Below are 25,878 nucleotides of genomic sequence, written 5' to 3'. Positions count from 1 at the left end.
TTTTAAAAAGCGCACCACAGGAGCGGGACTGGATACGCCCATGCGACATAACGATCACAGTCGTCCGGTGACTCGCCGCGAGTTCATCGCACAGGGCTTCTGTGCGGGCGCGGCGACGGTAATGGGTGGATCGGTACTTGGCCTTTTCGCCAGTCCGCGCAAGGCGCACGCTACGTTGTCTGCCGACCTTGAAGCACTAAAAACACAGTGCGGCATCGCCTCTCAGGGCGCGGGGAAAATTCCTTTTATTACCTTCGATCTCGCCGGCGGCGCGAATATCGCAGGCTCGAACGTATTAATTGGTGGTCAGGGTGGGCAGCTCGATTTCCTGAGCACGGCGGGATATTCCCGACAGGGTCTGCCCGGCGACATGGTACCGTCTGTAGCAAACCCGGATACCGGGCTATCAGATTTTATCAATCAGGAACTGGGGCTCTCGTTTCATTCAGACAGTGCATTTCTGCGCGGCATATTGGAAAAGGTCGGTGTTGGTCATCGCGCCAATATTAATGGTGCGGTGTTACCGGCCCGCTCTGAAAACGACACCGGTAACAATCCGCATAATCCGATGTACGGCATAAACCGGGTGGGTGCAGACGGCTCGCTACTCACGCTGGTTGGCTCTCAGAACAGTGATTCTGGCGGCAACTCCATGGCGCCGTTTTCAATGATTAACCCTGCTGTTCGTCCGACCAAAATTGATCGTCCATCAGATGTGACGGGGCTTGTGGATACCGGCGACCTGGTGGGTTTACTCAGCCAGCAAGACTCGGTAGCCGTAATGGAGTCGATTCAGCGCATCAGTGACAGCCGGTTAAGCAACGTGTCAACGGCCATTACCCGCGATGACGTGATAAAAGACATGGTACGTTGTGGCTACGTTAAAAGCGCCGATATCACCGACCGCTTCGGCGACCCTTCGACACTGGATCCCTATTTAGATCCGGACATTGTTGGGTCTGGCGGTATTTTTACACAGGAAGAGTTTAACGGCGATCGCGAGTTCAGAAAAACCGCATCCGTCATGAAGCTGGTGATAAATGGCTTCGCCGGTGCCGGAACCGTCACCATGGGTGGCTACGACTATCATGATGGCAGTCGCGCCACCGGTGAAATTCGGGACCTGCGGGCCGGTCGTTGCATCGGTGCCTGTCTGGAGTACGCTGCCCGTGTCGGCATGCCACTTATGCTGTATGTCAGCAGTGACGGCTCGGTTGCCAGCAACGGCATGATTGATGATTCCGCTAACGGCCGGGGCAAAGGCGTCTGGACCGGTGATAACTCATCTACCTCCGCGTCATTTTTCTTAGTGTATAATCCTAATGGTGTGCCGCAGCTAATGGGTGCCAATGCCGATGAGCAGGCTATGCGACAGCAAATTGGCTTTATGCGTCGCGACGGTTCAGTGGAAACGGCCTCTGCACCGTCTGCCAACAACGTAAATCTGCTGGTCGAAACCGTTATTCTTAATTATCTTGCACTGCATGGTGAGCAACACCGCTTCGCAGAGTATTTCCCTGCACACGGGCTGGGAAATGCGGCATTGATGGACCGGCTTACCGCATTTGAGCCTATCGTGCAGGGCACCATGTCATAAGCACTGTCTGGAAGAAGAGGGAGTGGCAGCCTTAGCGCCATTACCCTCTCATGACTGCCACGGACTTTCGTCAACAATAACCCGCGCCTTTTCATCACCCGCACGGCAGTGTAAATAGACTGCGCTTTATACCAATCCGTATTTCAGGCTACTTTTGTAATCGCGCGGCCTGAATTGCCAGGCCTTCACACACCGAATTGAATGCATCGCCTTCAATCAAGGGCAAACCCGCTGGCACCAATGCCTGAATTTCTTTGCGCACGATGGGCGATAAGCTCATGCCACCGGTCATAAACAACATCTGTGGCGACTTGGCACTCTTGTCCAGACAATCGGTGATGAGTTTTTTTACCTTACTTAGCCATGGCTTCATTGAGGCATCCAGGTCGTCGCGGGTGATGTCTACGTCAAAGTTCTCTTCGATATAATGCAGAGGCAGCGTGACCTCATCTTTGGATGACAACAACTCTTTCGCCATGCGAGAGGAGTTCACCAAGCGCGCAGATTGCTTCTCTTCCTGAACTGTCAGTAAGCGGCCCAGTGCTTTACCGTCGGTAACGATAGACATCGTCTGCGCGATGTCCAGGCCGTAGTCATCAGAGAAAAAACGGTTCATTCGCGGAATATCGTCAACCGCGCACATGTCAGTAAAGTATGTTGGCGGTACCGGAAGTCCGTTTTGCATGCGCAACCCCTGCCCCATCAAAGGTGCAATGGATTTCACAATCAGGTTTTTATCGCATTCCATGCCGCCGAGCCGGGCACCGGTTACCGACAGCACATCGCCCTGGCGATCCAGGGTTTTCAGGTTCTCCGGAGACAACGTAATACAGCAAATGTCTGTAGTGCCACCGCCGATATCCACCACCAGCACGTCGGTGGCTTGTTCAAGCGAACGCTCAACTTTGTATGCGGCCGCGATGGGCTCTTCTAAAAATTCAACCCGCGTAAAGCCGGCTTCCTGCGCTGCCGCTGTCATGATGGCAATGGCCTGCTGGTTGCCTTCTTCGCCACGGTTACCATGGAACCTGACCGGGCGACCAATAACGGCAGTATCGACGGTCTGCTTCATCTGGGCCTCGGCAGACTCCCGGAAAAAACGCAGTTGCCGCGCAATCATGCTGACAAATGCCTGCTGCTGTGAGTTATCCAGGTTTGCCCCTAAGAAGTTCTTCGGTGAATAAATCAGGCGGCCTTTTTCCGGGGTGGCAAGAAAACGCTTGAAGCCTTCTTCCCCAAAGGCAAAGGTACCAGTATCTACCAGCTTTTGCAGGGGTAGGTCATCTACCGTCATGTCTTTGAGCAAATACTGAATAGCGCGTCGCTGCAGTGCAGGCAGGTTGTGGAATTCGGCACGCAGGTCATCCACTTTGTTACTGTAAACCTGCTGCTCTCGGGGATCCTGCGCATCATAGTAGCCCTGTTTGGCCTTTTCTATCTGCTCGTTAATCGCGCGCTGGATTTGGGCAACCTTGGCCTCAACGGCAGAAGCAGGTGGCATGGGTAGCTCGTCATCGTAATAAATAAACACGGATGAACGGATCTTGTTAGACGCCGCCTGTTGCGGATCCAGAGTGATAAAGTGGTGCGCTTCACCATCAAAAAACGCTACTTCCGAATTTGATGTTCCGTAATCAATGCCTATTGCCGCCATGGTCTCCGTCGTTCTTCTGCGCAAAAGAAGGCGGATTGTAATAGAAAAACAGCGTGGATTCATCAGCCATCCGGCGAACATCAGTCAGTATCGTTACACAAACAGCTTAAGCGATGCCGGAACGCCTGAATAAAGGGTTGAATAAGTCTGCAGCCGCTTAGACTACCGGCTTAGTTATCTGTCAGCCCACTGGAAAAATGCATACGCCGCTCATTATCAAGAATAATAGCTTCAACCTCAGGCAGAGAGTCTATCAGCGCCAGCCCGGCTTTTAGCCCTAATACAAACACCGACGTGGATAATGCATCATTGGTCGTGCTGTCGGGCCCAATCACAGAAACAGACTGCACCAGCGATGCAGGCTTGCCGGTAGAAGGTGAAAGAATATGATGGTATCTCACGCCATCTTCTTCGAAATAGCGCTCATAGTCACCGGATGTAGATATCGCAGAGCTTACAAGCGGGATTTTCACGGCTTGTTTGCCTTGACGAGGGTCGCGGATCCCCACCAGCCAGGGTCGTCCAAGACGGTCTCCCAGTAACCGGGTATCGCCGCCTGCGGTGACCATGGCGTGCTGTATTCCCAGCGATTTTAGCTTTTCAACAGACTTGTCAACGGCGTGACCTTTGGCTATCCCGCCTAAATCAATTTTAACATCCGGGTGACGATAGCGAATTGCATGCGTGTCGGCATGAAGTTCCAGGTGCTGATAACTGATGGCAGACAGCTGACTGGCAATCGTAGTGTCATCAGGGCGGATGCGGGCGCGGTAATCGTATTGAAAGCCCACACTGGCAAAGGTGATATCGAAAGCCCCGTGTGTCATATCGCCTATTCGAATGGCATAGCGAATAAGCGAAAACAGTTCTTCCGACACCACATAAGCGCCGTTGGCAGCGTGCGCGTTCAGCTGGCTCAGTTCACTGCTTTCGATGTACGGGCTCATCAACTGATTAATCCGCTCCATTTCTTCAAATACCGCGTTGATAGCCTGCTGGCCCTGAGCTTCCGAAGACGCCCAGACCTGCACTTCGATATTTGTCCCCATAATTGCGGCATCGTCATAATACCACTGTGCGACAGCGGGAGCGGCAAGTAAGGACAATAAGAGAAATGACAGGATACGGTTCATGAACAGTGTAAAAGTAATATAGGTTTAGTATGTTGTAGCATGCTTCACCCAATGGGTAGAGCTTAGGTTTTATACGCCAGTATGCATGGTGCTGCGAGAATGGCAGCGTTTTTAGAATATGCGGAGATTTCCCGGATGCGGCAAAGCGATTTCAGACAGGTAGATGTGTTTACTACCACGCCTTTTCAAGGCAACCCGGTTGCTGTGGTAATGGACGCAACAGGACTGACTGACAAGCAGATGCAGGCCATCGCAAACTGGACGAATCTGTCAGAAACGACATTTGTCTTCCCCCGGCACACCTGCGATGCAGATTATCATGTCCGAATATTCACTCCGCGCCGCGAGCTGCCCTTTGCCGGACACCCGACCATCGGGACGGCCTTTGCACTGCTTGAGGCTGGGGTGATATCGGCAACAAACGGCCAATTGCTGCAGTCGTGTAAAGCAGGAATAATTCCGCTGCGGGTTTCCAATGATGCGCCTTCCAGCCAGACAATCGCCTTCGCTATGCCTGCAACCTCAATGACCCCACTGAACGCGGCGCAGCAAAACATGCTATCTGCCGCGTTGGGGTGTGAGCTGGTATCGGATACGCCCGCGCAATTGGTTGATGCCGGGCCACGGTGGATTGTAGCGCAGCTTGATAATCATCAATCAGTGGGGGCGTTATCACCGGATTTTCAGGCACTCCAGGCACTCGATAACCTGCTTGATGCCACCGGAACTTGCGTGTTTGGCTACGACTCAAGCGCAGTGACTCCGACAATTTCAGTACGCGCTTTCGCCCCCTCCTGCGGCATTCCTGAAGATCCGGTTTGCGGCAGTGGTAATGGGTGCGTTGCGGCGTTTATTCGGCATTTCGCATTACCCGGGCAAGCCAGTGGAGAAGTATTCTCCCGTCAGGGTCACAACGTAGGTCGCAATGGCAACATCACCTTATCGATTAGCGAAAGTGCCATTCTGGTAGCCGGACAGGCCGTGACATCGATTCAGGGTTGCATTGCGGTGCCAGAGCCTGAATGAGGTAAGAGATGACTGAATCACTGTCAATTCGCTCCTACACCCTGACGATGGATAGTCACACTCATGACTATTGCCAAATGGTATTGCCCCTGCATGGCAATATTGAGATGGCAATGGATAACTATCAGGGGGCTGTAGGGGTGGGAGAAGCAATCGTTATTGCGCCGGGACAACAACACGGTTTCCGGGCCAATGACGCCTCTCGCTTTGTGGTCGCTGACTTGTCGGACGTTCCGGCATCAGCACATCTCCCCGACTCCCCTTTATTGTCACTGGATAAGGCTACCCAGTTATACCTGTTGTTTATTGAAGCGAAGTTAGCCACTGACACCTCCGGGCAAGATATGTCTATGCTGGTTCAGCTTTTCAAACAGCTGATAAACGCCCTGACGGCCCCCGGCGTCACCGACCCTCGCATTTCAGCAGTCAAAGCACATATTCATGACAATCTGGCATCGGCATTACCGTTAGCCGAACTGGCTGATGTGGCGTGTCTTGGGGTCACGCAGTTAAAAAAACGATTCAAAGCCGCTACCGGTATTACCTGCGGACAGTATATTACCCAGGAGCGGATGAAAACCGCACGGGCGCTGCTTACCCATACCGACCTGCCGGTTTACCGGGTGGCGCAGGAGGCCGGCTACACCGACTTATCGGCGTTCAGCAGGCGCTTTGCTGCGTTTTTTGGCGAATCGCCCAGCGCCTACAGCGCCAAGCGAACTTAACAACTAAAAGCATAAGGCTGATGTGGTCCCGGATTGCACAAGGATGCGCCTCATACAGGCTTTGAAATATGAAAGCCTGGAAGCAATAGTTGTTTGGCTGTTGGCTGTTTGCTGTTTGCTGTTTGCTGTTTGCTGTTTGCTGTTTGCTGTTTGCTGTTTGCTGTTTGCCAAAAGGATATCCACTGACAAATTGTCACAATACCGCAGCCCCAAGGGGCAAACTCCGTCTTTACGGCTATCAATAGCGCCTTTTCAGCAAAAACAAAGTCAGCATTTTCAAATATCATGGTGATATTCACTTTTCGAATATCACTTCATTTTATGACAACTTTCGCAGGCTTTTCAGCGATTTTTATGTGGGGACTGTTGGCAACATTGAGCGTTAGCACCTCAGCAATACCGTCTTTTCAGTTACTGTTTATTTGCTTTTTTGTATCGTTTTTATTGTTGCTGGTGAAGAGAATGATTGGCGGCACGCCGCTTTTTTCTCTGCCAACATTATCTGCCGGTCAATGGCTGGTTCAGGTTGGCAGTCTTTTCGGCTTTCACTGGTGCTATTTTCAGGCCATTCGTCTGGCGCCTGCTATTGAGGTCAGCCTCATTGCCTATTTATGGCCACTGCTGTTAGGTATCTTTGTGGCTAACAGCGGGAACCGTTTGCTGGCGCTGGCCGGTGGCGCTATCGGCTTCACAGGAACCACCCTTCTGCTGCTAAATAATGGCGACGTTGGGTTTGAAGCCCGCCATGTTCCCGGCTACCTGCTGGCAGCCACGTGCGCGCTAATCTGGTCAGGGTATTCCTGGTTTCTCTCAGCATCTCACAGTAATGTGGATGATATTGGCTGGGTGTCTCTAGCAGTAGCCATCCTTGCTCTGGTGTTCCATGGCTTTACTGAAGCGACCCACTGGGATTTAACTGCAGGACAATGGCTCAGCGCACTATTACTGGGCCTGGGGCCTGTCGGAGGCGCGTTTTATCTGTGGGATATAGGAATGAAGCAGGGTAACCGCGCAATGTTGGCATCGCTTAGCTTTACCACACCGGTGATATCCAGCATGGCCCTGTTTGTATTTGATATCAGCCCGCTCAATACGGCTGTGCTAACTGCATTGAGCCTCATTCTTGTAGGCGCACTGATTGCGAACCTCAGACAATTTTCCGGGATCAGAGTCAAAAAGCGACGTGCAGCCTGAGCCAGATGCGGCTTTTTCGGTAGGCCGGACATAAAAAAGGCCGCGTCATGGCGGCCTTGACCTTTCTGGTACTGATAGTAACGTCAACGACGTCAGATCAATTAGCCAGCTTACATTTACCAGAAGGAACCACTTCTTCCCAGGTTTACGCCAGCGTTAGTTCGACTTCAATATTCCCGCGCGTCGCGTTGGAATAAGGACACACCTGATGTGCTTTATCGACCAGTGATTGCGCTGTCTCTTTGTCAATATCACCAAGGTCTACCGTCAGCTTTACAGCAATCGCGAACCCTTGTGGAATAGGACCTATTGAGACATCACCGGTTACGCTGATATCACTGCCCAGCTTTACTTTTTCCGCCGCTGCAACGTGTTTAAGTGCACCAATGAAGCACGCGGAATACCCTGCAGCGAACATTTGCTCTGGGTTAGTCCCTTCACCACCTGCACCACCCAGCGCTTTTGGCGTTGAGAGTTTAACATCCAACGCACCATCACTGGACGTCGCGACACCTTCACGGCCGCCGGTTGCGGTTGCTGTACCTGTATACACTACCTGTTCTAGCTTATGCATGTTGCTCTCCTTTGTTAAATGCCAATCATTTACTTTGCATGCAAAACAAATTACGGCATTCCTTATTGAAGATCAAGTGCTTTGCATGCAAAATAAATGGGTATTTTGTTAAAGGTATTCACTATGTCTGACGCACTGAAGCTGGAAAACCAGCTTTGTCATCGGTTTTACACCGTGTCGAATGCATTTTCCCGCGCTTACCGACCACTGCTTAAATCACTGGATATTACGTATCCCCAGTACGTGGTCATGATGGCGTTGTGGGAACAAGACGACATCACTATCAGTGAATTACTTCGCCGCACGCGCATTGATGGCGGTGCCATGACGCTCATTCTCAGAAAGCTTCAGGATAAAGGGTATCTCGCGCTTATCGCAGACAAGCACGATAAACGGAGTCGTCGCGTCACGTTGACGAAGACTGGCGCTGATGCCAAAGCGCATGCCAAAAACATCCCTCATCAGATGGTTTGCAACCTCAATACATTAACCGCCGATGAGGCCATTCAACTTCGTGATCTCATAGATAAGTTAAGCGACTGTCTCGACAAACCAGTATGTGATTTTGAATAACGATTATTGTGCAACTGCGCCCGACGCGGATACCAGAAGTTACCCGAATAGTAACGTTGTGATCTATGCTGCCTACTGGACAAGCGTCATCAGAATGTCATGTTATTCATGCAGGAACCGGAATTTGGGTGTACATCTGTACGCTGAAATTCTACAATGAGATCCTACCAGTTGAGAGAGGGCTTATCATGACAAACATGCCAAAACGCGCTTACAGCGTGATAGAGGAATGGCTAAACAGTGTCAGCCATGGTCTTGGGTTTATTGCGGCGATTGTCGGTCTGGTATTTATGTTGTTCAGAGCAGAGCATCCGCTGGCGGTAACTGCTGCTGCAGTGTATGGCTCTACCCTGATACTGATGTTTTTAAGCTCAACGCTCTATCACGCCATCTCTCATCAAAAGGCCAAAGGGCTTCTCAAGCTATTTGATCACAGCGCCATCTATTTGTTAATCGCCGGCACGTACACCCCCTTATTGCTGGTCGCCATCGGTGGCTGGCTGGGGATTACGATGACGGCGGTGATCTGGACCCTCGCCATAGGGGGTGTCGCGTTTAAGCTAATAGCACAGCACCGTTTTCCTAAAGTATCGGTAATGACATATCTGCTGATGGGCTGGATTGCGCTTGGGCTCATTTACCCGCTTTATGTATCGTTACCGGGTGCAGGCCTGTGGCTGTTAGTTGCCGGTGGCATCTGTTTTAGTTTAGGTGTGTTCTTTTACGTAGCCAAGAAAGTGAAATATACTCACGCCATCTGGCATCTGTTTGTGCTGGGCGGCTGTATTTGTCATTATTTCTCTATCTATTACTACGTGGTATGACCGAAACACTACAATCCGAGAATGCAACGTTGTCTTCATTTAGTCTGTATGCGGGCCAGTTAGCCTTTGGAACAGAACCGAATGAAGAACGATTAAGAAACCTTAAAGCGCAGGGCGTTTCCCATATCGCGGCGTTTCTTACCGATGAAGAAAATGCAACTCACTGGCGCCAGTTCACCCGCGATACCGGGCTGGAATGGCTGTGGATGCCGGTGCATCAAACCTTGTCAGCCTCAGACATCCAGCGCACACATCTGCATCAGTATCTGACCGAGCTGTCACAACTACTTAAAGAAGGCGCGTACGTTTACTTTTACTGTGACGATTCAATGCATCGCTGCGCACTGATGTTTTATGCACTGTGTCACGCCTGTCGTATCCCTTCCTCAAGCGCGTACCCAATCTTACACAGCATGCCTGCGTTGAATGCCAATACACTGACACGCGAATCGCTACACTGGGCGGCCCGGCTTGGCGCAAGCACGCCGGTATAATCATCACATTGTCGTTTATCATTTCTTTCTGACAATCCCGTCAACCACGATAAAGCTGGCATCGCATGGCGGTTACCAGCATGTGTAGTTGCAACACTTACACACTCTGAACTATTACCGGGAAAATCTTTACTGAGATTGTCGTTAATCCGCCACACATGTTCGCTTATAACAGCTTCATCTGGCCAACGTGCTCCCTCTGTCGGAGCCTGTTTACAGCCTGTCATGCGGATAGCAGAGCCAGCGTGTAATATCGGAGGCATTGGCATCAATGTTGCCTTTTAACTAACCGTAACGCTTTGCCGCTACCTGGTGATTTGGCTTGTATGACAGTAACCGACTGTCACTGTATAAGCGCCTGGTCTCCTTAACCGTTGGAACAAAAAAACCAGGTAACGCTGCAAATGCACAAATTGATACCGATTCGCCTATCTCGCAGTCCGACGGGACTTGTTTTCCATTGAGGCCTTCGACAGCGCTTTTTATAGTCGCAATGGGAATGCCACGGACGTTCGCTGATAAACCAACTTCGGAGAAGCTATGCGTCACACGCTTTACACTGTATTTGTCATTGTCTCGGTTTTGATACTTACCGCCTGCTCTCAGGCAAAGTCCGGAATGCGCCCCAGCGACTATTTTTCAGGGCAACCGGGAATGATTGCTATCAGCACCTTCGAAGAAAACAATATTGTCCGCGAGGAAGACGCGACAGATGTTGTTGATACCCTGTCCAGGGACAAACGTTTTCGCCACTTATTCTCCTCCCTGCCCGACGCGCACTTTGATGTCGCCGCCAGCGTGTTGCTGCGAATGCAAGAGGGTGACGCTATCAGGCAGGCTATCGAGAATGTGGCTGCGCGCGACGACGCCGATTTGAAGTGGGCTGTCATCAGTGCGTTTGTGCTATTTCCTCTGGACCGCTACGCATTGTATATGGAGCTAAAGTCGTCAGAATTAGTAGAGACAGAGACATTGCAGCGCTATGCGGATGTAGCAGGAATCTTCATTCCGGAGCAAAAGCCTGGTGACCTTTCCGGTTATCCTGTGGTTAGCACGTCATTGATAGAATCAGTGAACATATCCATATTCGGGCAAACGCCGGACACGGCCGCGCAGATGCGGTTCAGACAGCAGGGACAAGAGACATGGAATAAAGCACGGGCGCCAGAGTGGGAGCCAGTGCAATCTATACTTACTGGCCCGATTGTGTATCTGAAACCTGACACTACCTATGAAATTGAAGTAACACTGACGCGTGACAATGACACCGTCGGCACTTTTGCCCGCACTGTCACGACGCGCCCTGACAGCCCGCCCGTAGACCCGGAAAATATTCATTATCTTCGTGATATCTATCAAGGCGGTACGCTGGATCTGGAAGCACTGGGGATAGAAGGAAAGCCGGGAGCCTGGGCGAAGATAGTAGGTGATGCAGACACGCCTGTTATTGCCGCAGAAGGCGACCGACACGCCATTGCTATTGGTGACAACAGCTACGTGTATTTTGAGAATGTGACTACCAAAGGGGCACGTGTTCATGCCGTTTATGCAGAAAACGCACACCACCTTTGGTTCAAAGGCTGTGATATCTCAGGGTGGGGTCGTCAACCTAACATCATCAAGAACGGTATAGCTTTTGAGTCAGAGGACGCCCAACCCATTAACTATGACTCTGCCCTCTACTTTGTACAGTCTGGCGTGATCACGGTAGAAGACTGTCATGTGCACTCCCCAACGCCAGCGGCAAATAGCTGGGAATATGGACACCCTAAAGGTCCTAATGCCTTTCTGGCTTATGGAAACCACCAAGACCCTCGTTACAAAGGACAAATTATTCTACGCAACAACCGCTTTACCGGGGCGCCGGAACATCGATTCAATGACGTGATCGAGGGACGCAAGAACGGAGAGACCTTGGGTGGATTCGTGAGGCACTCTGCGATTTATAATAACGTTCTCGCCTACGCCAACGATGACGCGATAGAAATCGATGGCGGCCAGCATAACGTGCTGGTTTACAACAACGATATCTCTAATACCTATACCGGTATCAGTGCCGTGCCATCGCGACTGGGGCCTGGCTTTATCTTTAATAACCATATCCATGATCTCGGTGACGAACGCGGGAAACAATGGGCAGCCGTGAAGCTGGGCGGCCTTATTGCGGGGCCGATGGGCAAGGTAAACATTTTTCACAATTTTATTGCTGTTGAGCGTAATGGCATTACAGCGTCACGTTTCAAAGATGATGATTCGTTCTGGATCAACGCTACCAACAATATCGTAATAACAGAAAAATCAAACAACATGGTGGGATATAACCTATATGATCCTGAGGCCTTCCCCGGCTCGCTGTTTATCAATAATTTGTTTTATAATCTTAAACTTGGTGAAGCCAAAATCGAAGGGAATGTCACGCAGCCTTATGTGTGCGAAGCCTCATTAGACGATGAGCTTGCGCATACGCTCTATCATCAGGATGACAGAGCCTATTTGCCTGCCACCAGCGAATTCAGCATCGATAACTTCACCATATATTCGCAAGATGGCAGCAACTTTTTGTATGGCCTGCTGCCTGAATAATCGCGTTCAGGCCAGCGCTTCTGAAAGATAATACGTTAGCCTTTGCGCGTTATCAGGGACTGCTACCCTTGCACAGGTCTGCGACCAGGAGCATCAGCGCGCCAATGCTCCTGGGAAAAGATCACTGTGGCAATAAACTTGCTTAAAAATCTGAATAACAGGGCTAAGTGTTAAGACCGAAAAACGGCCACCAGAGCATGTTAACCGGCGTAAGCACTTTTCTTGCGCCAACGATTTTCAGTGAACGCCATTTTTCGCAAATCACCACGGCAGCATCAATGCAATGACTGCCAACTGGCTTTCGCGCTTTTACACAAGGATAGTTGCAGTATGTCACTAAAAAACAAGTCTATTACCGGCGCGTTCTTCAACCTGTCCGCAAACGGGTTTGCTCAGGTAATAAACTTTGTGGTGTACGCCATTATGGCGCGGATCCTCGGCGTAGAAGAATTCGGTCTGGTGGCTATCTGCCTGATGGTGGTGGAGTTCTGTAACTTGTTTGTCACTGTGGGTATCAGCCAAAACCTGATCCAGCGTGAAAAGTGGGATAACCAGTTTGCGAGCTTGTCGTTCTGGGTATTGATGGGCGTGTCCATTGCTATCGCTGTTTTCATTTTTGCTATCGCAGTACCAATTGCCTGGTATACCTATTCAGAGCTGGCAGCACAACTTATTGCCGCCTTATCAATTATCCCAATTGCCAATGGTTTTCGGTTGGTACATAAAGCCAGGCTGGAACGCGACTTTCGCAATAAAGCACTGGCAGCCTATGATATGGCGGGCGTTTTAGCGGGCGGTATTGTTTCTGTTGTCACGGCACTACAGGGTTTTGGTGCCTGGGCAATTATTTACGGAAAAGTGGTGCAGGCTGTGGTGTCGACTTTACTGACATGGGTGCAGTCTTCGTTTCGGCCGGTGTGGGTATCTGACCGCTCGGATCTTCCGGAGATCATTGTTTTCGCCAAGCCGTTAATCGCCACCTCGTTTGTCAATTTTTTCTCTACAAAAGCTTCCAATATCGTGATTGCCTTCTTTCTTGGTGCATCGACATTTGCCTACGCCTCTGTCGCCCGTCAGGGATTTTCTGTCATCAACAACCTGACTTTTCAACCTCTCAATCGGATCGCGCTGGCGGGCTTGTCGAGAGTAGAAACGATGCGCTTGCATCAGGCATTTTCCCGGATAACCGGCATGACGGCATTGTTTGTTATACCGGTATACTTCGGAGTGGGTGCGATTGCGCATCCTTTCATTGAACTGGTGTTTGGTGAGAAGTGGGCGCCTTCCGCGCACCTTTTGTCTATCCTCGCTCTGCTTGCCCCCACCCAGGTGATGGCATATTACCTGCCTAACCTGCTAATTTCGCAGGGAAAACCAAATCAGGCATTTACGCTTAACATGATTAACCTGGTAGTAAACCTGGCGTTGCCGCTGATGTTGGTTTACTGGGGGCTCACGGCTGTGGTAATTGGCATTGTGCTTTCGGGCTATATTACGTTGTTAATGAAGTTTGCGGTGGTGAAAAAGCACATTGGCATTTCCTTGCGCGAAGCAATTGCAAACACCTGGCGTTTTTCCCTCGCAGGTCTGGTGATGTATGGAGCCGTGTTGTATAGCGAACGCACGAACCTGTTCGGATTAACCACCCTGTTTTTCGAACTTGCCGCGCTTGTGGTGACAGGTGCACTGATTTACAGCGTTATACTATTGGTATGCTTTCGCAAGCATACCTTTGCCGTGCTTCGTGAGCTGCGGGTTACCCCAAAAACCAAACCGCCTCAGGGAAACGCAAAAACCTAGTCGTCATTGCCTGCCCGATCAAGCTGGCTGTGGCAAGTGAACTCAGGGCGTGCCTACCTGACAAGTGGTCACCCCCCTTCTCAATGACTACACGCCCCACAAATCGAATGGAAATGCCTGATACAACCGGACTGCCTGCGCTGAAAGATCTGGTGGCGTCTCTCGGGTCAGGCTCAACCCCTCCTCGACAGAGGTGACTTTGGGAACCCTGTTCCGGTTTGTCCCACTAAAGTAATCTTCGTATTTGAACATAGACTCTCCGCTATTAGAGTCCAGAAAGACTGCCGGTACACCGTACGCTTCAGCAATGATGACACCGTGAAGGCTGCTGGATATTACAAACTCGCTGTTCACAATCGCGTCGATAAACGAACCTGGATACTGCATTGGTGTCACCAGCTCAGACTCATGTCCTTTATATTGCGACATGTCATCGTTCATATGATTAATGACGATATAGGGCCGCTTGTTCTCTTGCCCGGTCATCAACGCTTTCGGATAGAAGAAAGGCAATAGAATGGCAGGATCGCCGAACACATCAGGAACCTCAATTCCCCGGCTGTTCAAGTAGGCCTTGGTTTTCGGACCTCTTACCGCGCGCACATCAAGTGTGCGAAAACGGTTTTTCTCATCATCAATTTTTTTATTTAAGCCCGTTCCCCATATTGCATCCCCGGTGTTCGCGAAGTGCAGCACAGATCCGACACTAACCAGCTTCTTGCTGCTGTCCAGCTTGTCACTGATTAGCTTCCCTTTTTGTGCTAACACCCGGCTCACAAGATCATACGCGACGTGATCGCCTATATTAGGCTTCTTGTTTTTCGGCTCCCACCAGTAAACACGCTGTTTTTCCTGCTTTCGAACAACGTTCTCAGCCAAATGATATAGCACAGTAGTTTTCCTTCTTCGACTTGATACTAAGGTAGGCACAGCATGTGCCACCACAAACTGCTTACCTGAACTTTCGCTTCAGGCGGTAAGTGAATTTTTCGGCGTGGTAGCGCAATAGTTCGTCTCCCTCGCTGGTTTCTTTCTGAAATCGCTCAATCCATGACTCATTCAGTGATTTACTCTGTTTCTTGGTCACGGGCGTCGTGGGTATCCTGGATACATCCAGTTCAACATCCATAAATCCGGCAATATCTGCAATTGTCTGACGTGTATTGTTTTTTACATCGCTAAAGCGAAGTGGCAGTGTGGGGAGTCCGTTTGCAGCCAGCAAGTACTGCCAGGACGCATTTTCCAAAACGACCCGGCGCAAGCTGTCATCGATCTCAGAAAATCGATATTCAGGTTCAACGTCAGATTCATTCTGACCACTAATCCAGTTTCCGGTTTGCCTGGCAATTGCAAGAGAGACCGCTTGCGCCATCACGTCATCGCGGGTGAGCAGCACGAAGTGCGGGTCGGGAAAGCAATGCAGTAATCCCGTCAGTCCGCCTAACGTGTCGAGATGGCGGTAGTGAATTTTAATGCCGAAAACACCATTCTCTGAAGAGCGCCTGACCAACAGTTTTTGCATGGTCTGCTGCGTATCGTTCACGGCCAACATCTGCTTCCACACTGACAGGTTTTTTGGCTGAGCATATTCCAGTGGATAACCGAACGCCCCGGTAGCATGGAGCGCATGTCCCAGCATATGACTGCCAGAACGCACTGTTGAGGCAATGATCAGTGTTTTCGTAGCCCTCCGGTTATGAGCAAAATCGTGCCGGCTATCAAACTGATCTTCATACAACCCCTCTGTCATGCCGCCCGTCTCCGTTGTGCCTTAGCCTGTTCCTGTTGTCTGGCTTTGAACTTCTTCCTGGCAACACCATAAATATGCTGAAACGTGACGATGACACCTGCCCGCTGCACAGAGGCCATCAGCCATTTTAACTTCTGACGTTTTAGCGGCAGATACACCAGCAGCTGTGCCGCTACCCGGCGCCGGTAGAACTCGTCACCTAAAAACGCTTTGTGTTTATCCGCAGAACGAAGCCGGACGATAGCCTCTTCAGGCGTCATTTTCGCAACTTTTGCACCGATACCATCCATATTCTGGAACCGATAGTAGAAAATGGCTTTTGGGATGTTCCTCAGACTGTAGCCATTTTGCAGCAGTCTGACATACATATCCCAATCCTGACCGTTAGGAAGTGACTCATCAAAACGCTCACGCAACGCCAGCTCTCGTTTCATACTGAAGCCGCTCATGCCACAATATTGGTTACCGGTTCGAAGTACACCCGCATCGACGACTTGCGATGACTGCACATACACCTCGTCCTCTTTGCCCAGATTCTGATAGCCGCTGACCACAGCATCTGCGCCCTGCTCGTAAGCCGTAATGTGCTCCAGCAGATAATCCGGCATCCAGATATCATCATCATCAAGAAAAGCGATGAGATCGCCAGTAGCCTGCTCAACACCTATATTTCTCGCTTTATTCGCGCCGCTTGACGTTTCCAGATAGATATACTGAAAGTTGTCATGCTCGGAGAATCTTTGCTTCACTTCATCATATGGCAAGGATGATGCATCGTTCACGACGATGACTTCTTTGGGCGGTGAAATTTGGGCATAAACGCCATCCAGCGCCTCAATGAGTTCTTTGGGTCGGTTGAATGTGGTAATCACAACACTGACGGTAAAGCTCATAATGATCCTCGTTGATGGTGACAGTAAGTCGGGCCCAATAGCAGTGCATCGAACCCCTTTACTTTTTAAAACTTACTGTCGTGAGTGATGTGATTACCGGAGCAAGAATCATGCAAGAAATCCTGAAGCGTCAATCAGAAAAATATCTCGCCAGGTACCCGAAGATTTTTTTCTGTCACGTTCCCAAATGTGCTGGCGTGTCGCTGTCCAAAGCCATTTTCAGCGCGGTATACCCTGCTTTCTTTAAAGCTACACGTTTTGCCGGTTATATCGACCTGAAAGCTAGCCAGGTGAGTGAACAGCTTCTGGGGATTGATATGATGCGTGCCCGTGAGTCGCAGTTAATTAGTCACCTTGAAAGTGCACATATGGTCTACACCAATGGACATTGTGTCGCTCGCCCGGATGTCGTAGGTAAATATTACAAAAACTGGCACTTTGTCACTGTGCTTCGGGATCCGGTAGACCGGTTTATTTCTGAATATGTATATAACCGGTATAAATCTTCGCAGTGGCAAAAGCATGAAAACGACATCAGCGTGTACCTTAACTCAGACGCAGGTCTGTCATCGGGCATGACTTACGCCCGGTATTTCTCTGGTGTCACAGACGTCAGAAACGTGTATGACAAAAAAAACGACGTGGTTGAAGCTGCGGTGAGGAACTTGCAACGGTTTTCGGTTTGCGGAACGCTCGATGATATGGGGAAATGGGAGCAGGATTTCAACGCAAAATTTGATGCCAGAATAGCAATAGGCAACCGCAACGCGACGCCCAATAAACAGGTTTACAATGACATTGCCGACGATCCGCTGCTAATGCAGCGTATCCGCAGCCTCTGTGAAGTGGACCAACGTATCTACGACGCTGTGAAGACAGCCAGCATGGGGTCCCATGCTGCCTGAGTCATCGGGCACTCCGGCAACGTTATGTCAGCACGTTGGCATTGACCACACCAGGGTGTCGGGCATTGGGTAGAAGTGAATTCACGACAACGTCAGAAAAACTGCGCGAACACTGCCAGGGTAGTCAAAGCACCTGGCAGCCTGTAGATTGGCGCGTCCAGCACCTGTGATTTCTGAGTTGTTACCGAAGCAGTTGGCGGTTACCGACATCTGTTACGCAATCCGCCGCGTATTTACAGTACGTGTCGCCACGCCTCGGTGACGGCCTTATCGCTGTAGTGCGCCAGCGCCTCCGTCATAACCTGTTCAGATGGCATATAGCGCAGCGCGTCAAGTTGTGCAGGCAATGCCTCCGGACTGATGACCTGAACAAAATCAAACCGCTCTGCTTTATTTCTCGCGAATGCCGAATCAAAACATAATATGTTAGCGCCAAGGCTGACAGCCATATAAAACGTGCCTGAGGAAATCATGGCGTGATCGTCATGCGGCAAGATAACATACCTTGAATTGGCCACTGCCGCCTCAAGTTCTTCGTCACTGAGAAATCGGTTTTCCCAGTCAACATCAATGTTTCGGTGTTTAATAATATCCAGCAGCTTTTGCGTGTAGTTGTTGTCAGAACAAAAACCTCGAATGGTCAGTCTTTTTGATTCTGGCCATGCGTCAAGCAGCGCATCTAAACGCTTGTAAGGTTTAATACTGCCAAAATATAAATAATCAAACTGCTTGGCTCTGATCTGCATTTCTCTTTGCAAATCAATAATAACCGCATCTTCTTTGTACAGAGGGTGCTTCGTTACCGATGTGCCCAGCAGATCTGTGCGTTCAAGCGTCACCACTTTATCTGCTACGCTTCGCATTAACCTGACAATTGAGCGGTACAGGTCAATATCGGCATCACTGTTATGCGGGCGATAATTATGTCGGACCCAGATTATATTTTTACTGAACAGCCGCATCGTCCATAGCGTCATAAAAAATGACACAATAAACGCAGCCCGATTAATCCCGCTGAGGCCACTTCTGAATGGCTGGTCTTCATACCAGTTAAGCACAACCCAGTTCTCTTCCCGGGACAACAAATTACGTGGATGGTATAAGCTTTTGAAAGGGCGGATGTCGAAGCCCAGACGGGAAAACACTTGTTTTGTCCGCGCGATAAAGCCATTGCTATGTGTAAACGGGTAGAGGTAGAGATGCTTTTTGCTACTCATGAGTGTGATGCCTGCTCAGCACTTTTTTTCTTCATCGCACAGGTCAGAACCTGACGCGTATCTTCGGCAATGGTGTCCCAGTTAAACTTCGAAAGAAATGCCGTTTTATTAATTCCCAGACGCAACTGATTAAGCTGGTTGAATTTTTTGGCCAGGCTATCCGTGTCACCCACCGGAAAATAACAGTCTTCCGGCAATCCGATATCCGCGTTCGGCGTAATGTCACTTAACATTACGTCGGTACCGGCACTGATGGCTTCTAACGCTACAATCGGCAAGCCCTCATGATAGGAGGGCAACACAAACACGCGGGCAAACTTGTAGAGCGCATTTAACTCATCGCCCTGTCGCCTGCCTGCAAAAATGACATTATCACTGCGATGTCTGAGCAAATTGCGGGAGTAATCGTCTTCATGATCGGCATTGCCAACAATCACCAGCTTCAGCTCAGAACGGCTGTCTTCGTAGGCCGCAATTAGATCATGGAAGCCCTTTTCCGGCACAAGGCGCCCCACCGTCACAATGTAATTGTCGGGTACAATATCTAAATCGGACGGTAGCGCTTCCGGAGTCAGCGTGTCATCAAAGTTAGTCAGTGTACCGTTCGGCACGTAGGATATTTTTCCCTTGTGGCTGGGATATTGATGTCGTAGCTTTTCCGTTAGCGTACTTCCCACAACCACGATGCTATCAGCAAAGCGCACTGCCATTGACTCACCGGTTCGCAATAACTTTTTTGCAAATCGATTCCATTTTTGGCGATCATAATCCGCACCATGATGCGTCACAACCACGGTCATCCCCAGTAGTTTAGCTAGTGGTGTGAATAACGCCGGACCAATTGCATGAATATGTAACACGTCAGGCTTCACCACGAATCTGGCATATAGCAGCGCCAGAAACGTATGCAAAAACGTTTCGATGAGCTTATGACGAATCGTCCACAAGGCAATAATTTCTACCCCCTCGAAAGTATCATGTTTCTTTTCAACATACGGTGAGCGGGCGATGACGGTTACGTTGTCTCCTGACTTCACCATCCTGGGATAAAGTTGCTGACAATGAGACTCAATCCCCCCCATTACATTTGGGATCCCACGCAGGCCTATGGCGCACACTTTCATACTTTTCTCCCTGTTACTTCGTTTGCGAGTGGCCTGAAGGCGCGTGCTGAGTCAGCTTCCCTTCAGGCTCGGCAGCTTCACTCTGCCCGCTAAAATGTGGTGTTCTGGTTACTGAAGACACTGGCAGTGGAGCCAGTGCACTGCCCAGCAAAATGGCATAGAGGATTAGCCCTTCAATGTTCCACAATGGCATTGTTGCCAGATTCATAATCAAAAAGCCGACCATCGAAGAAAACAGCAACCAGGCGAAGTGGCGATCTGCGCAGCGAAAAGCCAGAATAAGAAAACGGCACACCGCAAAGACAAAGGCTCCCAATCCAAGAAAGCCGTACTCGTATAGATAAGACACGTAGGTATTGTGGGCGTACTTCTTAAATACGCCGTTCCAGGATTCAGGGCCCATTCCAATTAACTGATTGATCCAGTCGGCGTTGACAAAGGCGTGGATATACTGAGCCCAGATAAATACTCTGGCGGAAAAGATATCCTTTTCCTTCTCAGTATAGTACATCGGCGCTTTTAACAAATCCTGCCAACTGCTGAGGAATACAAAGACATCGGCAAACCGCTCCTGCATGGAGTAAGACAGTAACAGAAACCCTATCCCCAGTCCCCCAAGAGCAAAAATAAAAAATACCGGCTTTTGCTTTTGAGGTATCCTGGACTCCAGGGACGTGAACAGAAAAATAGCCGTCATCGGCAGGATGGCTAAAATTGAAGTCCGGTAGTTTACCAACACCAGTAAGATACAGCCCAGCGCAAACAACGCTACCCGAAACCGCACCACTGTCGGACTCAGCAAGCCAACGGTGAGAACAAACGCAGCGATGATCATTGAAAACGCCGCTTCATGGTTATAGCCACCGATGTAGCTTGCTGACCCGTCCGCCTCAGTCGCTTTTACCTCGCCGAGTAATATAGACATGATTTGCAAGCCAACGGGCATAAAGAAAACCACTAAGAACTTTTTCAGCGCGAGATCTTTACCGGTACTGCGGATTGCCAGAAAGAGCCCCCCGGCAATAACCAGGAAAAATACCCATTTTACTAACACATTAATAAGGCCTACCACTTCCCGGTTCATCAGACCACTGACAAGAATAACGGCGAGAAACGCATAGATGGGGGCCAGCTTTTTCAGCTTGAAATAATTGGCAGGCAACAACAATACCCCGACGCCAGCAATACCAATAGATGCCAGAGCATTAATTGAAAAACCCGCTATAAGGGGGTCGTAGGTAATGTTGTGAAACGCAGATAGCAAAAAGCGCAACCAGACGGCAACAATGACAAAAGCCAGATATTTGTTGCACTGTCGGCGAATAGTTAGGTATATCAGGTAAGCGCTGAGAACGGCAAAGACCAGTTTAACCAGCACGAACATAGGCATTGCCCTCTGGCGGTGTATCGGGGTAGATAGCGCTGATAATTCTGGTTTTAAAAATCGTGTTGCTAAAATCCCGGGCTCTGGACAAGCTGCGGTACTGGTAAGCCTCCTGGTGTATATCGTCGCTCATGTATCGCATGGCATCTGCTACTCCATTCACCTCGTTCAGCTCGCATAACGCCCCATATTGTCCCGCTGTAAATCCGGAAACCTGTGCCGGATAATCTCCTGTCAGAATTTCTGCCGGGCCTGACTCGCAGTTGGTTGCTACCACGGGCCGTCCCAGGCACATTGCTTCGACAATGGCATTAGGAAAACCCTCAGCATTGGAGGTAGATACGAAAAACCTGGCTCGTTTCAGATAGGGATACGGATTGGCTTTGAATCCTGCGAAATGCACACGATCTGCCACTCCAAGAGAACCCGCTAGCGCCTGCAGGCGATCGCGCTCATCTCCTTGCCCCAGGATCAACAAATCTTCACGAATATTGGCTTTGGCATAAGCACGGATCATCAGTGAAAAGTTCTTGTTCGGCACCAGTCGCCCTGTACCAATTATGTAAGGCCGTGATGGCAAATCTTCAGGAGCTACATCTGCCAGCTTGTTAATTTCGGTAATGTCGTAAGGATTGTATACGGTGTCAATCTTTCGCGCTGATACGCCAAACCGTTTGACCAGATCCGCTTTTACGCCAGCGCTAACGGCAATCACTCTGTCTGCGAGTGGATAACTGGCTCGCACCATCGCCTTGCTGATTTTGTCTTTAAAACCACCGGAAAAATGGCTGCTGGTATTCACCCTCTCACTGATAATGCTTCGGTATCCTAATCGCTTACTCAGTGCAATATTCAACATATTGGCGCGGGTGAGAAAGCTGATGCAGTATTCAGGGTGTAGTTTTTTCAGACGCTGCTGTAAAACCGAGTAACCCTGAATCAGGCTGCCGTTGGTAAACAGAGTTTCTTTGTGTACATAGTCAGGACAGGTGTGAGCTTCTTCGGCTTCGTCAAGTAACAGCAGGTAAACCTCACGGTTTTGTTCTCGATACCATGACTCCATGATTGTCAGAAGCTTGCACATCACGCCTTCTGCACCACCGCCTTCAAGCGAGTTAATAATAAATACGGCAGGCTGAACTGGCGCCATGTTTCTGTCCTTATAATGCGTTACTGCTGCTTCCCCTTATGATTAGGGGATCCCACAACGGTTCGGTTGCGGCAATACGATATGAACGGGGTCCGTTAACGTTTAAAAAACGCGATTTGCTTTTTGATATTCACCTTTTGTGCCATCGCAGCAAACCCGCTCAACCGCAGGGCTCACCGGGGGGATAGCTGGTTTACGCAGCGTAGGCGCTTTAGTACTCGCGCCGATGTGTTGCTTTCAGGCAACAGTCTTTTGCAGGCTTGGCAGCTTCACTCTGCCCACGAGTTTCCCCCTGTCAGCTATTCACTCTGCGCCGCAACAATCTTACCTGGCGTCTGCGTGAATAACTTGTCAGCGCGCTCTTTTGATATTCTTTGTTTCACTACCGTGTAAGCCTCGCCCATGTCATTAGGTCGCCGCACGTCGTCGTGCATATCAGACGCGACAATATCAACCTGATCAGCGTCAATCATTTTCGCTGATAGCGCCTGTACCTTATCACCAAAGCGCCCGGTGATGGCGCCAGCCGTCACCTGCAGCAAGCATCCGAGATTTCTCAGCCACTGAATTTTATCGGGCGTATTGAGAACATCACGATTACGTTCAGGATGAGGGATCAGTGGCTGGATGCCAGACGCAATAAGCCATCTAAGCAACTGATCAAGACCGGCAGGGACATGGCTGTGTGGCATTTCCAGTAGCAAAACTGGCTTGCCCTTCCATTTACCTACAAACGGCAGCGCGTTTTCTGCTAACCACTGCGGGATAATCTCTTTAATTCTGACTTCCCCCGCCCAGGATAAGGTTAGTGGCAGGTTCTCCTTTGCCACCGCATCGTTGAGCTTGTTAAAGCCATCCTCAATGTCTGCGCGGGTATTATCAAATACTCCCCAATGAATATGCGGCGTACAAACTACGTGGGTAACGCCGGCATCCACTGACTGCCTGGCCATGGTCAATGACATTTCCATGCTTCTGGAACCATCATCGATACCGGGAATGATATGGCTGTGAACATCAATCATGCAGGCTCTCTGACATCGTCGCTTTGATAGTTATACTGATCGTAGAATCCACCGTAACGTTCGGAAACGTCCGACTTACCTAAGTCGACCTGATTCAATACGACACCATCGACCCTGTGCCCGACTTGCAGGAAACGCCCCAGCCCGTTGAGGATCATTTTCTCACTGGTACTGTCAGCCCGGACCACATAAATCACAGAGTCACAGGCTTTCGATACCACCATGGCGTCTGACACCGCCTGCGTGGGAGCCGTGTCTACCACCACATATTTGTATTGTTTTTTAAGGTAATTAATCAGCGCGCGAAAGCCATCTCCGGCCAGCAGTTCCTGCGGGTTTGACGGGATCGTGCCGGCAGAGATCAGGTCCAGTCCTGACTGCTCATCATGCACCAGACACTCTTCGAGTTTGTGTGTCCGCATGATCAGATTCGACAGACCCGGCTGATAATTGGGTACACCAAAACGCTTACCAATGGTAGGACGGCGTAAATCCGCATCGATCAGGATGGCTTTATCCAGTTGTCCCAATGCGAATGCAAGATTCGTAGAAACCGTCGTTTTCCCTTCTTTAGGCACACTGGAGGTAATCAGTATTGCCTGACTCTGTTTCTCAATGTTCATCAAAGACAGACTGGTTCTTAATGTGCGAACCGCTTCGCTAAAATGATGAAACTGATTATCGAAGTAGGCTCGCAATGGCAGTTCTTGTTTGCGTTTTAGTGCCAGTGTCGGGATAAGACCCAACATTCTCTGTCCTAGCTTCTTCTCAACGTCATCAACAGAGCGTACACCACTGTTAAGCGCTTCAAGAACAAAAGCGAGTAGTACGCCAAAGCCAAAGCTGGCAATAAACGCGGCGCTAATAATCAGCGTTTTATTCGGTTTGGCCGGATTTCCCGGCGGTACCGCAGGGTCGAGAATACGGGCATTCGCCGACTTAAATCCGCCCAGTTCGCTGGTTTCTTTCAGGCGGGTAAACATGGAATTATACATCTGCTGATTGATATCGACGTCTCGCTGAAGCGCACGACGTCGGTTTTCGAGGCTGGATAATGTGCGGTATTCCGACTTTGCCTCTGCAACCTGCGTCTGCAACGTCGACACTTTGTCCTGAGACGCCCGATACTGCGTGGTAATACTGGATATCAGATCACGGATTTGAGTCTGCAACGTATCGCGGATAGAGCTTAACTCTGCGTTTGCCGCAATCATTTTCGGATGCTTCGGGCCGTACACTTTGCTTAACTCTGAAACCCTGCTGAGCGCATCGCCTTCCTGGCGGCGAACCGACTGAATGTTACTGTGATTAAGCACTTCTGGCAGTCTTGCAAGGGCACTATAGTCAGCGCCACTGGTCTGTGTCTGCTGGTATATCGTGCGATTCTGATTCAGTGTTGTTTGCGCATCACGCAATTGCTCGGTGAGCTCTTCGAGCTCCTCAGCAGCCAGGCTGACCACGCCATTGTTTAGGTTTACCAGCTGATTTTCTTCATAGAACCGGGATAATTCACGCTCAGCGGCATCCAGCTTTTCGCGCAGCCCTTCCATCGACTCCGTTAAAAACGAAGTGGCCTTCGCTGTCATATCGACTTTGGCCTGCAGATAATTTTCCACATACACATTGCCCATGGTATTTGCGATAGCGGCAGCCAGTTCCGGCGACTGGCTCATGGCGGTAATCTCGATGACCTGAGTATTATTCACCAGTGAAATAGAAAGTGCATTCATCAGTCGGTTTGTTGCTGCACGAATACGCTTTTCCCGCTTTTGCTCTTCCGTTGGCGGGGCTTTTTCCGCAGCCTTATCACCAGCAGGAAGCAGCGAAGCAACCCAGGATTTTACTTTTGCGATCAGCGCATTGTCTTGTGCAGCTGGCGGCATAAAGATGTCGTTATCGGCCAGTCCAAGCTCTTCCACGGCCAATCGGGCAACCTGACGAGAGCTGATGATTTCGTATTGCGTTTGCATGTAGTCTTTACGCGTTGTATCGGCGTTGTAGACCTCTTCAATTGACATCACATTGGCGGGCTGTGATTCAATCAGCAACGTGGCCTTGGCTGAATACTGGGGGGTCATCTTCATCACGATCACTCCCACCATAATAGTAAACAACACAGCCAGTACTATTATTCGGCCCGAGTAGCGCTTAAACACCTGCCAGTAATGCGCAAAATCAATGGTCTCGTCATCAAGCAAGTTCGCCTGAATCTGATCCCGCATTTTTATCGACATAAAGGATCCCTTTTGCAGT

At 50.0% G+C, this 25,878-nt stretch carries 23 protein-coding genes; 10 read left to right on the top strand and 13 right to left on the bottom strand.

The genetic code is table 11. The annotated features are described in order from the left end of the window. Positions 1–40 precede the first annotated feature (40 nt). Positions 41–1,597 (top strand): hypothetical protein, encoded by a 1,557-nt coding sequence (locus tag ACLBLI_RS04295; protein ID WP_414830899.1) that lies wholly within the window; start codon positions 41–43, stop codon positions 1,595–1,597. A gap of 148 nt (positions 1,598–1,745) precedes the next feature. Here the strand turns inward: ACLBLI_RS04295 and ACLBLI_RS04290 are convergent, their stop codons facing one another. Together ACLBLI_RS04290 and ACLBLI_RS04285 are read right to left on the bottom strand one after the other, a co-directional pair. After that, positions 1,746–3,251, bottom strand: coding sequence for an Hsp70 family protein (locus ACLBLI_RS04290; protein WP_414829926.1), 1,506 nt, complete (start codon positions 3,249–3,251; stop codon positions 1,746–1,748). A 170-nt stretch (positions 3,252–3,421) separates the two neighbouring features. Beyond that, the gene (locus ACLBLI_RS04285; protein ID WP_414829925.1) at positions 3,422–4,384 is read right to left on the bottom strand and encodes an FAD:protein FMN transferase; all 963 of its coding nucleotides are present in this window, start codon (positions 4,382–4,384) and stop codon (positions 3,422–3,424) included. A gap of 99 nt (positions 4,385–4,483) precedes the next feature. Here ACLBLI_RS04285 and ACLBLI_RS04280 point away from each other — a divergent pair, with 99 nt between their 5' ends. Together ACLBLI_RS04280 and ACLBLI_RS04275 are read left to right on the top strand one after the other, a co-directional pair. Next, entirely contained in the window at positions 4,484–5,410 is a 927-nt protein-coding gene (locus ACLBLI_RS04280; protein WP_414829924.1) for a PhzF family phenazine biosynthesis protein, read from the top strand. An 8-nt stretch (positions 5,411–5,418) separates the two neighbouring features. Next, complete coding sequence (locus ACLBLI_RS04275) at positions 5,419–6,135, top strand: helix-turn-helix domain-containing protein (RefSeq protein WP_414829923.1); 717 nt, start codon at positions 5,419–5,421, stop codon at positions 6,133–6,135. Positions 6,136–6,185: 50 nt separating this feature from the next. Here the strand turns inward: ACLBLI_RS04275 and ACLBLI_RS04270 are convergent, their stop codons facing one another. After that, positions 6,186–6,434, bottom strand: coding sequence for a hypothetical protein (locus tag ACLBLI_RS04270; protein WP_414829922.1), 249 nt, complete (start codon positions 6,432–6,434; stop codon positions 6,186–6,188). A 22-nt stretch (positions 6,435–6,456) separates the two neighbouring features. Here ACLBLI_RS04270 and ACLBLI_RS04265 point away from each other — a divergent pair, with 22 nt between their 5' ends. Beyond that, a complete protein-coding gene (locus ACLBLI_RS04265; protein WP_414829921.1) occupies positions 6,457–7,329 on the top strand; it encodes a DMT family transporter in 873 nt (290 codons plus the stop codon). 145 nt (positions 7,330–7,474) lie between these two features. Here ACLBLI_RS04265 and ACLBLI_RS04260 read toward each other — a convergent pair whose 3' ends face one another. Beyond that, positions 7,475–7,903: an organic hydroperoxide resistance protein gene (locus ACLBLI_RS04260; protein WP_414829920.1), complete on the bottom strand. Its 429-nt coding sequence runs from the start codon at positions 7,901–7,903 to the stop codon at positions 7,475–7,477. Positions 7,904–8,026: 123 nt separating this feature from the next. On the opposite strand from ACLBLI_RS04260, the gene ACLBLI_RS04255 reads away from it, so the two are divergent. The 5 genes from ACLBLI_RS04255 (at position 8,027) to ACLBLI_RS04235 (ending at position 14,177) form a co-directional block, all read left to right on the top strand. Beyond that, the gene (locus tag ACLBLI_RS04255; protein ID WP_414829919.1) at positions 8,027–8,476 is read left to right on the top strand and encodes a MarR family winged helix-turn-helix transcriptional regulator; all 450 of its coding nucleotides are present in this window, start codon (positions 8,027–8,029) and stop codon (positions 8,474–8,476) included. A 188-nt stretch (positions 8,477–8,664) separates the two neighbouring features. Then, entirely contained in the window at positions 8,665–9,300 is a 636-nt protein-coding gene (gene trhA, locus ACLBLI_RS04250; protein WP_414829918.1) for a PAQR family membrane homeostasis protein TrhA, read from the top strand. Beyond that, the gene (locus tag ACLBLI_RS04245; protein WP_414829917.1) at positions 9,297–9,794 is read left to right on the top strand and encodes a hypothetical protein; all 498 of its coding nucleotides are present in this window, start codon (positions 9,297–9,299) and stop codon (positions 9,792–9,794) included. The genes trhA and ACLBLI_RS04245 overlap by 4 nt, the downstream gene beginning before the upstream one ends. Positions 9,795–10,334: 540 nt before the next feature. After that, positions 10,335–12,377 carry a right-handed parallel beta-helix repeat-containing protein gene (locus ACLBLI_RS04240; protein ID WP_414829916.1) on the top strand — a complete coding sequence of 681 codons (2,043 nt, stop codon included), beginning with the start codon at positions 10,335–10,337 and terminating at the stop codon, positions 12,375–12,377. 330 nt (positions 12,378–12,707) lie between these two features. Beyond that, positions 12,708–14,177: a lipopolysaccharide biosynthesis protein gene (locus ACLBLI_RS04235; protein WP_414829915.1), complete on the top strand. Its 1,470-nt coding sequence runs from the start codon at positions 12,708–12,710 to the stop codon at positions 14,175–14,177. Between the two features lie 87 nt (positions 14,178–14,264). Here ACLBLI_RS04235 and ACLBLI_RS04230 read toward each other — a convergent pair whose 3' ends face one another. The 3 genes from ACLBLI_RS04230 to ACLBLI_RS04220 form a co-directional block, all read right to left on the bottom strand. Further along, positions 14,265–15,068 (bottom strand): polysaccharide pyruvyl transferase family protein, encoded by an 804-nt coding sequence (locus ACLBLI_RS04230; RefSeq protein ID WP_414829914.1) that lies wholly within the window; start codon positions 15,066–15,068, stop codon positions 14,265–14,267. Positions 15,069–15,129: 61 nt separating this feature from the next. Next, positions 15,130–15,927 carry a Stf0 family sulfotransferase gene (locus tag ACLBLI_RS04225; protein ID WP_414829913.1) on the bottom strand — a complete coding sequence of 266 codons (798 nt, stop codon included), beginning with the start codon at positions 15,925–15,927 and terminating at the stop codon, positions 15,130–15,132. Then, a complete protein-coding gene (locus ACLBLI_RS04220) occupies positions 15,924–16,820 on the bottom strand; it encodes a glycosyltransferase family 2 protein (RefSeq protein ID WP_414829912.1) in 897 nt (298 codons plus the stop codon). The genes ACLBLI_RS04225 and ACLBLI_RS04220 overlap by 4 nt, the downstream gene beginning before the upstream one ends. Before the next feature lie 110 nt (positions 16,821–16,930). On the opposite strand from ACLBLI_RS04220, the gene ACLBLI_RS04215 reads away from it, so the two are divergent. Beyond that, complete coding sequence (locus ACLBLI_RS04215) at positions 16,931–17,725, top strand: sulfotransferase family 2 domain-containing protein (RefSeq protein ID WP_414829911.1); 795 nt, start codon at positions 16,931–16,933, stop codon at positions 17,723–17,725. A 233-nt stretch (positions 17,726–17,958) separates the two neighbouring features. On the opposite strand, the gene ACLBLI_RS04210 is transcribed toward ACLBLI_RS04215, so the two are convergent. The 6 genes from ACLBLI_RS04210 to ACLBLI_RS04185 form a co-directional block, all read right to left on the bottom strand. Beyond that, the gene (locus tag ACLBLI_RS04210) at positions 17,959–18,942 is read right to left on the bottom strand and encodes a hypothetical protein (protein WP_414829910.1); all 984 of its coding nucleotides are present in this window, start codon (positions 18,940–18,942) and stop codon (positions 17,959–17,961) included. Beyond that, entirely contained in the window at positions 18,939–20,066 is a 1,128-nt protein-coding gene (locus ACLBLI_RS04205) for a glycosyltransferase family 4 protein (RefSeq protein ID WP_414829909.1), read from the bottom strand. Before ACLBLI_RS04205 ends, ACLBLI_RS04210 begins: the two co-directional genes overlap by 4 nt. Positions 20,067–20,079: 13 nt before the next feature. Beyond that, positions 20,080–21,450, bottom strand: a complete 1,371-nt coding sequence (locus ACLBLI_RS04200; protein WP_414829908.1) for an O-antigen ligase family protein — start codon at positions 21,448–21,450, stop codon at positions 20,080–20,082. Continuing rightward, the gene (locus tag ACLBLI_RS04195) at positions 21,434–22,600 is read right to left on the bottom strand and encodes a glycosyltransferase (RefSeq protein ID WP_414829907.1); all 1,167 of its coding nucleotides are present in this window, start codon (positions 22,598–22,600) and stop codon (positions 21,434–21,436) included. Before ACLBLI_RS04195 ends, ACLBLI_RS04200 begins: the two co-directional genes overlap by 17 nt. Before the next feature lie 299 nt (positions 22,601–22,899). Continuing rightward, entirely contained in the window at positions 22,900–23,625 is a 726-nt protein-coding gene (locus tag ACLBLI_RS04190) for a tyrosine-protein phosphatase (protein ID WP_414829906.1), read from the bottom strand. Then, the gene (locus tag ACLBLI_RS04185; protein WP_414829905.1) at positions 23,622–25,859 is read right to left on the bottom strand and encodes a GumC family protein; all 2,238 of its coding nucleotides are present in this window, start codon (positions 25,857–25,859) and stop codon (positions 23,622–23,624) included. Before ACLBLI_RS04185 ends, ACLBLI_RS04190 begins: the two co-directional genes overlap by 4 nt. Between the last annotated feature and the right edge of the window lie 19 nt (positions 25,860–25,878).

It is taken from the genome of Alteromonas sp. H39, from assembly GCF_047556435.1.
Taxonomy (GTDB): domain Bacteria; phylum Pseudomonadota; class Gammaproteobacteria; order Enterobacterales; family Alteromonadaceae; genus Alteromonas.
The sequence above is the reverse complement of the archived record's forward strand: the minus strand, read 5'-3'. Positions and strand labels throughout refer to the sequence as shown.

Excerpts from the sequence above, each read along its gene's own strand:
- ACLBLI_RS04295 (WP_414830899.1), top strand. The coding sequence starts at position 41 with ATGCGACATAACGATCACAGTCGTCCGGTGACTCGCCGCGAGTTCATC.
- ACLBLI_RS04290 (WP_414829926.1), bottom strand. The coding sequence starts at position 3,251 with ATGGCGGCAATAGGCATTGATTACGGAACATCAAATTCGGAAGTAGCG.
- ACLBLI_RS04285 (WP_414829925.1), bottom strand. The coding sequence starts at position 4,384 with ATGAACCGTATCCTGTCATTTCTCTTATTGTCCTTACTTGCCGCTCCC.
- ACLBLI_RS04280 (WP_414829924.1), top strand. The coding sequence starts at position 4,484 with ATGGCAGCGTTTTTAGAATATGCGGAGATTTCCCGGATGCGGCAAAGC.
- ACLBLI_RS04275 (WP_414829923.1), top strand. The coding sequence starts at position 5,419 with ATGACTGAATCACTGTCAATTCGCTCCTACACCCTGACGATGGATAGT.
- ACLBLI_RS04265 (WP_414829921.1), top strand. The coding sequence starts at position 6,457 with ATGACAACTTTCGCAGGCTTTTCAGCGATTTTTATGTGGGGACTGTTG.
- ACLBLI_RS04260 (WP_414829920.1), bottom strand. The coding sequence starts at position 7,903 with ATGCATAAGCTAGAACAGGTAGTGTATACAGGTACAGCAACCGCAACC.
- ACLBLI_RS04255 (WP_414829919.1), top strand. The coding sequence starts at position 8,027 with ATGTCTGACGCACTGAAGCTGGAAAACCAGCTTTGTCATCGGTTTTAC.
- trhA (WP_414829918.1), top strand. The coding sequence starts at position 8,665 with ATGACAAACATGCCAAAACGCGCTTACAGCGTGATAGAGGAATGGCTA.
- ACLBLI_RS04245 (WP_414829917.1), top strand. The coding sequence starts at position 9,297 with ATGACCGAAACACTACAATCCGAGAATGCAACGTTGTCTTCATTTAGT.
- ACLBLI_RS04240 (WP_414829916.1), top strand. The coding sequence starts at position 10,335 with ATGCGTCACACGCTTTACACTGTATTTGTCATTGTCTCGGTTTTGATA.
- ACLBLI_RS04235 (WP_414829915.1), top strand. The coding sequence starts at position 12,708 with ATGTCACTAAAAAACAAGTCTATTACCGGCGCGTTCTTCAACCTGTCC.
- ACLBLI_RS04225 (WP_414829913.1), bottom strand. The coding sequence starts at position 15,927 with ATGACAGAGGGGTTGTATGAAGATCAGTTTGATAGCCGGCACGATTTT.
- ACLBLI_RS04220 (WP_414829912.1), bottom strand. The coding sequence starts at position 16,820 with ATGAGCTTTACCGTCAGTGTTGTGATTACCACATTCAACCGACCCAAA.
- ACLBLI_RS04215 (WP_414829911.1), top strand. The coding sequence starts at position 16,931 with ATGCAAGAAATCCTGAAGCGTCAATCAGAAAAATATCTCGCCAGGTAC.
- ACLBLI_RS04210 (WP_414829910.1), bottom strand. The coding sequence starts at position 18,942 with ATGAGTAGCAAAAAGCATCTCTACCTCTACCCGTTTACACATAGCAAT.
- ACLBLI_RS04205 (WP_414829909.1), bottom strand. The coding sequence starts at position 20,066 with ATGAAAGTGTGCGCCATAGGCCTGCGTGGGATCCCAAATGTAATGGGG.
- ACLBLI_RS04200 (WP_414829908.1), bottom strand. The coding sequence starts at position 21,450 with ATGTTCGTGCTGGTTAAACTGGTCTTTGCCGTTCTCAGCGCTTACCTG.
- ACLBLI_RS04195 (WP_414829907.1), bottom strand. The coding sequence starts at position 22,600 with ATGGCGCCAGTTCAGCCTGCCGTATTTATTATTAACTCGCTTGAAGGC.
- ACLBLI_RS04190 (WP_414829906.1), bottom strand. The coding sequence starts at position 23,625 with ATGATTGATGTTCACAGCCATATCATTCCCGGTATCGATGATGGTTCC.
- ACLBLI_RS04185 (WP_414829905.1), bottom strand. The coding sequence starts at position 25,859 with ATGTCGATAAAAATGCGGGATCAGATTCAGGCGAACTTGCTTGATGAC.